An 11496-nucleotide genomic window follows, 5' to 3' on the forward strand; every position below is an offset into this window, starting at 1 on the left:
CTACACAGCGTTTTGAGTCACTTCTCCGTTTATGGTTCTTACGATTTGTAATGGATTACTGTTTTTCAAAGCATCGGGCAATAAGGCATCCGGCCAGTCCTGGTAAGATACGGGACGTACCCAGCGCTTAACGGCAGTCAGGCCTACCGAGGTAAACTTGCTGTCGGATGTAGCGGGAAAAGGCCCGCCATGGGTCATGGCTGCACTTACTTCCACACCCGTAGGGACGCCGTTAAAAATCAATCGTCCCACACGGCTTTTCAGGGCTTCTATAGTTTCTGCAAAATGCCGTAATTCGCCTTCATCTTCACTGAGGATCGTACCTGTAAGCTGCCCTTCGAGGTGTTCCAGTACTTCGGTGAGTTCTGCTTCATCCTTACACCGGACAATTACGGAAAACGGTCCGAATACTTCTTTATGATAGGCTTTATTCTTTAAAAACACTGCTCCGTCTACCGCGATAACCTGCTGTAAGGCATAGTTCTCTTTTACCTTCGTATGGGGTGCGGCTACTTCGCTGTATCCCGACTGAGACAACACTTCCTGTTTCGTCTTTTCGTATTGTTCTTTGATACCGGGATGCAGCATACAGGTGGGGGCTATATCGGAAATTGCTTCTCCCAGCGCTCTGGTAAATGTATCGAAAGCCTCACTTTTAACGCCCAGTATCAGCCCGGGGTTGGTACAGAACTGACCGGTTCCGGCAGTAATAGACCCCGCGTATTGCGTTGCCCAGAATGAGGATTTTTCTTTTAAGGCAGATGGTAATACTACGACGGGATTGATACTTCCCATTTCGGCATATACCGGTATGGGCTCTTCCCGTTCGGCTGCCAGTTTGCACAATGCAGTCCCTCCTTTGATGCTTCCTGTAAAGCCTACAGCTTTTACCAGCGGGTGCTGCACCAGCATCCGGCCGACCCCGATACCTTTACTGTTGAGGTTGGAGAATACACCATCCGGCATGCCTGTTTCTTTGGCAGCTTTGATGATCGCGGAAGAAACCAGCTCTCCTGTCCCGGCATGCAGGGGGTGCGATTTTACGATCACCGGACACCCGGCGGCGAGGGCACTCGCGGTATCTCCGCCCGCCGTAGAAAATGCAAAAGGAAAATTGCTTGCTCCGAATACGACCACGGGGCCGACAGGGACCTGCATACGTCGGATATCAGGTTTCCCCTCGGTAACATGGAGTATAGCCTCTACCCAGGATCCTTCCCTGAGCATCGTGGCAAAAGCCCGGAGTTGACCGGTAGTCCTTGCAAATTCGCCGTTGGCACGTCCTCCGGGAAGACCGGATTCTTTCATATAGATATCGGTAAGGCTGTCTTTTATGGCCTCCAATTGGGTTGCTATAGCATCCAGAAAAGTTGCCTTGTCCTTATCGCTTGTATTCTTGTATGTTCTGAAAGCTTTTACGGCGAGGTTAACCGCCTTGTTCACTTCTTCGTCCGTAGCTTCGTAAAACACGGTTTTGTTCTCCGTATTCGTTTCCGGGTTTACGGTTTTGTAGGTTACCTGTCCTTTGGCGGAAAGCTCTGCTCCTATATAGTTTTTTCCTGTAATCATAGCTTTCTTGTTTTAGGGTTATTATAAATTCAAATAATCCGGTAATTCCGGGCGGGTTTTCATGGCTTCGTCTATAATGGCCAGTACCCTTTTACGCTCTTCTCCCTGTAAAGGCAGACGGGGTGCTCTTACATTCTCGGTACCGATACCGGTAGCTACTTCAGCCAGCTTGATATTCTGCACGAGTTGCGGAGATATATCCAGTTCCAGCAACGGCATAAACCACCGGTAGATGGCTATGGCTTCTTCCATACGCCCTGCTTTTACCAGCTTATAAATAGCTACGGTTTCGGCAGGATAGGCATCCACGAGCCCGGCTACCCATCCGTCTGCACCGGCAGACAGGCTTTCGAGGGCCAGGGTATCCACTCCACCGAGGATCTTTAAGCGGTCCCCGAAACGGTTTTTAAATCGGGTAACATTGGTAATATCTCTTGTCGACTCTTTTACAGCCTGGATATTATCGAGCTCCAGGAGTTCCTCAAACATATCAAGCGTTACTTCTATCTTATAATCTACAGGGTTATTATAGATCATGATCGGAAGTGCTGTACTCTTGGCTATTTCTTTAAAATAAACCACGGTTTCATAATCCGTAGCCTTATAACGCATCGGAGGTAGGATCATCAACCCGTTGGCTCCCAGTTTTTCTGCTTTTTGTGCTACTTCGATAGCTTCCCTGGTTGTCTGTTCTGCAATATTGATTACCACAGGAACTCTTCCGCCGACCATGTCAAGCGTTTCCCTGACCAGTGTTTCTTTTTCTTCACTGGTCAGCGTACTGGCCTCGCCAAGCGTTCCGCCAAGTATAATACCGCTGACGCCGGCTGCTAATTGTGCTTCAACATTTTTTTTGAAAGTGACCAAATCTAACTGGTCGTCATCAGTAAACTTTGTCGTTACTGCAGGCATTACGCCTTCCCATTTTAGTGTCATCTTGAATTATTTTTTAACAAAAGTAACAGTTATGAAAAAGCTGATATACGCAATTATTAGCATATACTTACACTATATTACCACATATATTGACACTAAAGGTATTTTTTAGTAATATTTACAAAAAATTAATGTTTTGAAAGTCCTCCCCTTTAAAATCCCCAAGCCCGAACAGGAAGCATTGGTCTACCAGGAAGACCATGAAACTGCATTTTACGACCAGCTCCATCAGCACGAAGAGATACAGATAAGTCTTATTGTCGAAGGAGCAGGCTCATTGATTGTAGGTGATACGATCAACCATTACAGCAAGAATGACATCCTGGTCATAGGCGGTAATATTCCCCATGTATTCCGCAGTGACATGCAGGCTGCTCCCCACTCTGTCATGTACACGCTGTTTTTCACCAAAACTTCTTTCGGAAAAGATTTCTTTTTAATTCCGGATCTTACGGATACCAACGTATTTTTTAAAGAAGCGGAATACGGCATCAAAGTGCTTTCGGGCAAAAAAAAGATCATAAAGCGCTTCAACAAATTGAAAGGAGAAAGCAAAACGGAACGTATAGGGTCGTTACTGAAAATCATGCACCATATTATAAATGCGGAGAAAGCACCTTTGTCCTCTTTTGTATACCGAAAAAAGTACACCGATGACGAAGGGAAACGCATGAGTGCTGTTTTTGAACACGCCATGGAACATTTCAATGAAGTGATCTCCCTGGATACCGTGGCAGAGAAAGCCAATATGAGTAAAAATGCATTTTGTCGTTATTTCAAAAAGCGTACGAACAAAACATTTTTTCAGTTCCTGATCGAAATACGTATCGAAAATGCCTGTAAACTGCTCTACCGGAACCCCGAACTATCCATATCGGCTGTTTCGGAAATGTGCGGATTCCAGAACATCACCAATTTCAACCGCAAATTCAAAGAACTCAAAGAAGTCACGCCTTCACAATACCGATCGCAGTATTAGTGCAAAAGCGAATGGACCCAGTTGTCCATTCGCTTTTTCTGACATTTCACACAACAAGGAATCAAATATATCCGCTCGGGATATATTTTCTACTTTATATAGCCCGGATTCTGGTCTAAATTAGTGTTGGTATTCAGTTCTTCCAGTCCTATCGGGAAGATGATGGTATGATCTCCCTGGGGCTTATGGTTATACCAGTTTTTGGTCTGAAACACTCCGAAACGGATAAGGTCTGTTCTTCTCCTGGCCTCACAGGCAAATTCCCAGCCGAGTTCATCGAGGAAGCGGCCGTATGCAACGGGCGACTGATCTCCGGCTTCATCTATATTACCCTCCGTATCCAGCGTACCGTAGGCCATAGTGGTATCTCCTTCCAGCTCCGCACCGGTGACCACGGCATCATCCGGGTCATCAAAAGAGCGGCTTCTGACGTCCGTAACGATCTGTGCGGCTTCGGCACTACGCCCTGTACGCAGCAGGCATTCGGCTTTCATCATCAGGACATCGGTATACCTGTAGAACGGAAAATCATTGCTCAGGGATCCTGTTGCTCCTTCTTCTATTTCATATTTTCCACAGCGAAAACCCTGGGTAGCATCACAGAATTCAATACTGGGCATTTCTTTGGTGAGGGTCATTACCACACTTCCGTTATTTTTATTGAGCTGATCTCCCATAAGCCAGGTATCCTGCAGGCGGTTATCGCCCTCTTCATAACTGTCTATAAACTGCGGGTTACAGCTGGAACCTCCCCAGGGCTGCGTTTCCATACCAAAAACATGCCTGTGATCCGGCAACAACATTTTCATGTGAGCGGTCCATTGTTTGGCATAAATAGCATCATAAGGAATAGCAAAGACCATCTCCGGATTTTTGTCATTGTTCGTCGCAAAAATATCACTATAGTCCGGAGAGAGACTGAATTTTCCATCATCGATAATGGCATTACAGGCATTTATACATTTTTCCCATTGGGCGGTTCCGGTATACACCTCGGCATTGAGATATATCCTGGCCAGGGTATGATATGCGGCGTACTTGGTCATACGTCCGTAAGAAACATCACCCACGACATCGGTAAGGAACGGAATAACTTCCAGCAACTCTGCTTCTACAAAGTCGAATACCTGCTGTCTGGTATGCTGCACCGGAAGTTCGTCTCCGTAATCGGTGATAATAGGCACATTGCCGTGTGTATCGAGGAGTATGGCATAGTAAAATGCCCTCAGGCCCCGCATCTCATTGATAATGTCTGTTGCCTGTTGTTCATCTACGGGGATCAGCCCGGATTCTACCTGAAGAATAACCCGGTTGATACTGTTTATCCCCCGGTAACAAGACCGCCAGGTATTGGTAGGCTGCCACTGCAGGTTATCCCATTTGTGCCAGTGCATCCGCTTGTAAACCCCGCCGTCGTCCCAGCCATTGGGCCGGGTGGGTGTTACGATAATATCTGCCGACTCTTCCTGAAGGTCAAAATATCCCTGCCAGTCCATAACGAAGCGCATCGGGGTATAGGTGGAGGCCATAAGGGCTATGATATCCGATTCTCCGGGAACAAAACTATCTTCGGTAACTTCAGAGAACACCTCTTCATCCAGCCCGGTACATCCCAGGGTTAACCCCGACAGGATGGCTAACATCCATACTTTCGCTTTCTTTATCTTCATATATTTTACAAAAAATTCCATAACTGTCCGTATTTTAAAAAGTGAGGTTGATTCCTAATGAAAAAGTCCGGTTGGAGGGATATTTATCTCTTTCGTCATTCCCGGGATCAAGTCCGTCCGTATCGACTTCAGGATCGATACCCTTGTAGCCGGTTATAGTGGCCAGGTTTAATCCGGTAGCATAGATCCGGAAGTTTTCCACAAACTTAAAAGCAGACTTCGGCAAGGTGTACCCTATGGTCACATTATCCAGTTTTACAAAATCTCCATCCTCTACATAATAACTTACCAGTCGCTGGACATCGCCTAATACGGCTTTTCCGTAGATTTTGTCGTAAGCCGAGTTGAGCGTATTATAATTGACCGTAGGGTTTTCGTAATACATGCGGGGGAAATTGAGTATCTGGTACCCCAAAGCACCACGGATATTGACATTAAAATCCCAGTTTTTATACTTCACGGTGTTATTCCAGCTAAAATAGGACTTGGGCAGTCCGTTCCCCAAAACCTGCCGGTCTTCGGTAGTGGCTTCGGTAGATGGTACAATATTTCCGTCCCGGTTTTCGATCAGCCATATCCCGTCTTCGGTGATATCCACACTTTTCCAGCCGAAAAAATTACCGATCGGCTGTCCTTCCTGTACCCTGTGTGTACTCACCTGTATGGGCTCACTGGCATAACCGGTATCGAAAAAGTCGTTAGTGAGCTGAAATTCACTGTTCGATAAGGACACGATCTCATTACTGTTGGCAGAATACGTAAAATTGGCTGTCCATTGGAAATTGTCGGTCTTAAACGGTATGGCCGTCAGCAGTATTTCGAGACCGGAGTTTTTTATCTCCGCAACATTGGCAACCATCTCGTTATAAAAATAAGGAGGTGTAGGCACACTGTAATTATGTAAGGAATTTTTGGTTCTCCTGCTGTAATAGTCTACGGTACCGCTTATGCGTCCGTCGAGGAAACCATAATCCAGCCCGAAATTGATTTCTTCCTTTTTCTCCCATTTCAAATTCGGATTGGCGTTTCTGTTGGGCACCAATTGCCGTATCCACTCTCCGTTATAAAGGAAGTAATCGCTATAGGTAAGCCCGCTCAACGATTGATAATTGCTACCGGCATTAATTCCCGTAACACCGAAACCGGCCCGGAGTTTCAGATTATCGAGCCAGGTAAAACTATCCATAAAAGATTCTTCGTGCATACGCCAACCTGCGGAGACTCCTGGAAAATATCCCCATTTGTTATTAGCCCCGAAGCGGGAAGACCCTTCTCTTCGCAAACTGGCCATGAGCAGATAACGATCGTTAAAATTGTATGTAACCCTGGAGAAGAATGCAATGAGTTTACTGGAGTTCTTATAACTTCCCATTCCGGCCCGGCCTTCTTCCAGCCATTTCCCGGTACCGATATTATTATAGGTAAAACCATCTGTGGGGAAATTGCTGTTGTTGACCCAGAATCCCTCATCCATATTATCTTCATAGTTATATCCTATCAGTGCACTGACCCGGTGTTTTCCGAAAGATTGGTTATAATCGAGGGTAAGCTGACCGTAATTATTTATAAAATTATCGGCTCCCCTGGAGGCAAAACCTCCCTGTGAGTATTTTACGGTCGAAACATGGTTCTTGGTTTGGTAAAACCCTCTTATTTTCGAGTTCCCTCTTCGGGCATATAGGGCCTTGGCCGAAAAATTATCATTGATCTTATAACTGGTACTGAAATCGAAACGTACATTTCTTTCCCTGTTTTCCCCGAGAGTTTCCATAATATAAGCTACCGGGTTATCATAAAAATACTCGTCCCTTTCCATCCAGGTACCATCTTCGTTCTTTACGGGCTCGGTAGGATTTCGGATCAACGCCTGCCGGTAGATATACGGATTGAAACTGGTACCGTCTCCCAGTGCATTAAAAACCTGCTCACTGACAATAAAGCCTATTGTAGACTTTAACCTGTTGTCGAACATGGAATGTGCCACATTGACTCTTCCGGTATATCTCTTGTTATCCGATTTCAGAAATATCCCTTCCATATCCCTGTAATTCAATGATGCGGTGAGGCTTGTACTTTCGTTACCTCCTCTGAACGTAAGGTTGTGTACCTGGCTAAAAGCATTCCTGGTTATTTCGTCCAGCCAATCGGTATCGGCCCCGTAATCGCGGATATTTGCTCCTATAAAAGTATAGCCTTCATCCCATCTTTTCCGAAGGTCCGAGGCATTCATAAAATCCAGCTTCCTCGCAATAGTCGACAGCGAAGCGTAACCATTGTACTCTATGGTTGGCTTCATATTATAACTGCCCGATTTGGTCGTTATAATAATCACCCCGTTAGTACCACGTGTTCCGTAGATCGCTGTTGCGGAACCATCCTTGAGCACATCGATAGACTCAATATCTTCGGGAGCTACCGTATTGAGGCTTCCGGGAACTCCATCTACCAACACCAGGGGATCGGATCCGCCGGATAAAGATGAGATTCCTCTTAGTTTTATCTGTGACCCGGAGGTAGGATCTCCCGAAGGGGTAGAAATTGTAAGTCCGGCAACCTTTCCCTGGATAAGCTGCGCGGCATCTTTAACGTTTCCCTGGATAAAATCTTCCGATTTTACGGAGGCCACGGCACTGGTTACATCCGCCTTTTTCTGAGAACCGTATCCTATAAGCACCACTTCATCGAGCTTTTGAAGGTCTTCTTTCAAAACAATCGTTATGGTCGTTTGTTCGCCCACTTCCTTTTCCAGGGTTTTAAACCCCATATATGAAAACACCAATACGGAAGTTCCCGGTTTTACGGTGATATTAAACTTTCCGTCAAAATCTGTCACCGCTCCGTTGGAGGTGTTTTTTTCCTGTACCGACACCCCTCCTATCGGGATGCCCTGGTCGTCTGTGACTGTCCCGTTGATAAGCTGTTGCCCGAAGGCCGTAAAGGAGCAGCACAATAGGACTATAAAGCACCAGGTCCTGACCCTGAAACTATCCCTGTTGTACGACTTCACGGATAAGTTAGTTTGTTCCATAATTAAAATTTTACCGGTTAGATCTTTGTTTTTAGTTAGCTATCTGAGGTTTTACCCCCAGGAGGCTTTTAACTCAAGTCTTAATGTGTTTATAAAACACTTGTAAAAGTATAATTACTTGGAACCGGGATATGCCTAAATATTAGCTGATCCTGACACTATTTTACCTATTATCCATAAAAAGACGCGAAAAGCAGAAATAAAATCAGTAAAAAAGCAAAATAGAAGAGATAAAAACCAAAAAAAAGGCTAAATCATACAAAAAACACAACGAAGCAAGCTTTATGATTATTTAACGGGAGTAGCGTATTGGCTTTATTGGGTTATTTAAAGAAGAGCCTGTTCACCGCTTTAGAAGAAGACCAAACAGTTACATGATTAATTCAGGCATTACAGCTTTCTAAAAAAGAAGAATAAATATCTGAAATACATAAAATTACACTCCGGGTAATATAAAGAAAACCGGGTAAGATATACGTTGTTTTTATCCGTTGCCTGCTACAGAAGCTAATGGATTTAAGTCATACACCCCAAAAACAAAAGCCTCCCGTTATCCGAGAGGCTCATATCTGATTATGAAAAATATTTATCACTACTCACCAGGGTAGTCATGCAGTTGTAAATGTAATGATTTCTTTTTTTATTTTGAAAACTTTAACAAATTGTCTTTATACCGCCTGTAACCCGGGTCTTTCCTAACTCTTATTGTAATTTAAACGTAATCGGAACGCTGAAAGGAACCCGGACCCGCTGGTTCCCCTGTTTGGCAGGGGTCATTCTGGGTAGCCTGTCTATAATACGTCCGGCCTCTGCCTCCAGGCTTTTATCCGGTCCCCGCATTTTGACGCCTGTGATATTTCCTTCTTTGTCTATGACAAAACTCACATAAACCTTTCCCTGTACTCCTCTATCCTTTGCAGTTTCGGGATACCGGAAATTATCCCGGATATGTTGTTTCATACGTTCTTCGAAGCATTTGAGTTTGTCTTCGGCATTTTCACAACCCGGAAATACAGGAACCTCTTCTACAATATTAATGGGAATGATCTCATCGGGTACAGGATCTTCGGTTACCGGAATATCATCGAAATCAACCGGATCGTCCGGCATAAGATCAGAAGGCTCCAGTTCGGACTCCTTAACCGGGCTGTCGTTTTCAACAGGCTCAAAATCTTCAGGGATAGTCAACACGGGCGGTGGCGGCGGGGGAGGTGGAGTATTCCATGTAATCAGTGGGATTACCGGCTCATCGAGCGGTGTTTCCGCTTTAAAATCCACCTTTTCCGGCTTTTTGTTCTCATATTCTTTCCATTCTATTCCTTTCCAGGAAAGGAATAATACGGTAGCCATCCCTATGGCAAAAAACAGTCCGCTTTTCCGGGCCATATCGACTTTCGGATTCTTTTTTGGTATCATACTATAAAATTTAAGGTTAATTAAATACTACTGTTAGAGACGTCGATTACAGTATAAAAGCAACTTCTCAACAACTGTACCAGAGTAACTTTTGTAGCATGAAGTAAAAAACGGAACGTGTATATTTATCTTCGGGTATTTTAAAAAAACCTCCGGTATACACAGCTCCATAGCTGCGTATGTTCTCATCGGGATATAAAAAAACCCGTTCGATGTGAACGGGTTTTAAAACGAAAAATATATCTTATTGCAGTCGGAATGTAATCGGTATACTAAATGGAACCCTTACCGGTCTTCCCCGCTGCTTACCAGGAGTCATCTTAGGTAACTTATCGATAATCCTCTGTGCTTCTTTCTCCAGGTTTTTGTCCGGTCCACGCATTCTTATATTTGTGATACTACCGTCCTTATCTATGGTAAACATTACTGCTACCCTACCCTGAACTCCCATTTCCTGGGCGATTTCCGGATAGCGGAAATGCTTACGGATGTGTTTCTGCATCATTTCCTGGAAACATGCTCTTTTATCTTTAGCATCTTCACAGCCGGGAAATACCGGTACATCTTCAATAACCGCAAAAGGAACATCCACATCTACGGGCTCTTCCACTTCAACGATTTCTTCTACTTCAACAACCTCATCCTGGCTGGTTTCCGTAGATTCTATAACGGTTTCTTCGATTTCTTCATCATCCTCTACAACCTCGATCACTTCGGGTGCTGCCGGTGGTGGCGGTGGCGGTGGCGGAGTCTTCAGCATTTCAGTAATCGGAATTTCTTCTTCCAACTCTTCATCCACATCCATCTTATACGTGAATGCCTCGTCCTTGTCGTACTGTTTCCACTCCAATCCCTGCCAGGTCAAAAACAACACCACAGCCATCCCTATCGCGAAATAGAGGCCGCTGTTCCTGGTGAGATCGGCTTTTGGATTCTTTTTAGGTTCCATTGATTCAAATTTTATCGTTTGGTTTACTTTTTATTCGTCCATCACACAAACTACGCACCGTTTCCGGGTGTTTCGCATGCCGCGCTCGCATCTCCAAATCTTTTATCGGTCGCTAATTTAATTATTTATTTGAAATGAAAGCAACTAATTTGCCCTTTTTATGGTTTTATTTATGGCATTCCACAGAATGACTGTAAAAATCCCACAAATTATTCCGGCCGTATTTGCAAGGGCATCAAAGACGTCACCGGATCGACCTTTTCCCATACTGTACTGAAGCACCTCAACAACCGTACCATAAGTAAATGCCATAGCAAAAGCTATGAACAAAGCCTTCTTTTTAACAGTTTTAAACGGTTGCGGGCCACAAAGGGCATAATACCACAATATAAAAAATATGTAGTAGAATATGAAATGAACGATTTTATCCAGATGCGGATAAGATATAGAGGGCAAATCCGAAGGCGGGGCCAGACTCAGAATGGTTATGGCCAGCACCCATCCGATTGCCAATATCAAAAATATTTTACTGCTATGCTCCGATAAGCTCTTTGTATGCTTCACTACTCAACAGATCATCTGCTTCCGAAGGATCACTGATTTTCAGTTTGATCATCCAACCGTCATTGTACGGATCGGAATTGACTTTTTCCGGTTCTTCCTCCAGAGCTGTGTTAAACTCAATAATTTCTCCGGAAAGCGGTAAAAACAGGTCCGATACCGTTTTTACGGCTTCAACCGTACCGAAGACCTCTTCTTTGTCCAGGGTCTCATCGACAGTTTCTACCTCCACATATACGATATCTCCCAATTCGCTCTGGGCAAAATCCGTAATACCTATGGTGGCAATATCGCCTTCTATTTTAACCCATTCGTGGTCTTTGGTGTACTTTAAGTCAGATGGTATGTTCATTTTATAATGTGTTATGTAATTATTTTGCGACAAATG

The 11496-nt window shown here is 44.5% G+C and carries 9 protein-coding genes; 1 reads left to right on the plus strand and 8 read right to left on the minus strand.

Features of this window, described 5'->3' with window-relative positions; translation table 11 throughout:
* On the minus strand, positions 1-1569 hold the full coding sequence (locus BT112_RS15235; protein WP_072318247.1) for an aldehyde dehydrogenase (NADP(+)): 1569 nt from the start codon (positions 1567-1569) through the stop codon (positions 1-3).
* A gap of 21 nt (positions 1570-1590) precedes the next feature.
* Complete coding sequence (locus tag BT112_RS15240; protein WP_072318248.1) at positions 1591-2505, minus strand: dihydrodipicolinate synthase family protein; 915 nt, start codon at positions 2503-2505, stop codon at positions 1591-1593.
* Positions 2506-2641: 136 nt separating this feature from the next.
* Between BT112_RS15240 and BT112_RS15245 the strand changes: the two genes are divergently transcribed.
* A complete protein-coding gene (locus BT112_RS15245) occupies positions 2642-3484 on the plus strand; it encodes an AraC family transcriptional regulator (protein WP_072318249.1) in 843 nt (280 codons plus the stop codon).
* 89 nt (positions 3485-3573) lie between these two features.
* Here BT112_RS15245 and BT112_RS15250 read toward each other — a convergent pair whose 3' ends face one another.
* The 6 genes from BT112_RS15250 to gcvH all read right to left on the minus strand — a co-directional run bounded on the left by BT112_RS15250 (position 3574) and on the right by gcvH (position 11460).
* Positions 3574-5154 carry a RagB/SusD family nutrient uptake outer membrane protein gene (locus BT112_RS15250; protein ID WP_072318270.1) on the minus strand — a complete coding sequence of 527 codons (1581 nt, stop codon included), beginning with the start codon at positions 5152-5154 and terminating at the stop codon, positions 3574-3576.
* 34 nt (positions 5155-5188) lie between these two features.
* On the minus strand, positions 5189-8182 hold the full coding sequence (locus BT112_RS15255; RefSeq protein WP_072318250.1) for a SusC/RagA family TonB-linked outer membrane protein: 2994 nt from the start codon (positions 8180-8182) through the stop codon (positions 5189-5191).
* 702 nt (positions 8183-8884) lie between these two features.
* Entirely contained in the window at positions 8885-9598 is a 714-nt protein-coding gene (locus BT112_RS15260) for an energy transducer TonB (RefSeq protein ID WP_072318251.1), read from the minus strand.
* 244 nt (positions 9599-9842) lie between these two features.
* Complete coding sequence (locus tag BT112_RS15265) at positions 9843-10547, minus strand: energy transducer TonB (protein ID WP_072318252.1); 705 nt, start codon at positions 10545-10547, stop codon at positions 9843-9845.
* Between the two features lie 144 nt (positions 10548-10691).
* On the minus strand, positions 10692-11060 hold the full coding sequence (locus tag BT112_RS15270; RefSeq protein ID WP_175545804.1) for a VanZ family protein: 369 nt from the start codon (positions 11058-11060) through the stop codon (positions 10692-10694).
* 19 nt (positions 11061-11079) lie between these two features.
* On the minus strand, positions 11080-11460 hold the full coding sequence (gene gcvH / locus BT112_RS15275) for a glycine cleavage system protein GcvH (protein ID WP_072318253.1): 381 nt from the start codon (positions 11458-11460) through the stop codon (positions 11080-11082).
* Positions 11461-11496 lie beyond the last annotated feature (36 nt).

It is taken from the genome of Sinomicrobium oceani (assembly GCF_900119185.1).
Lineage (GTDB): Bacteria > Bacteroidota > Bacteroidia > Flavobacteriales > Flavobacteriaceae > Sinomicrobium > Sinomicrobium oceani.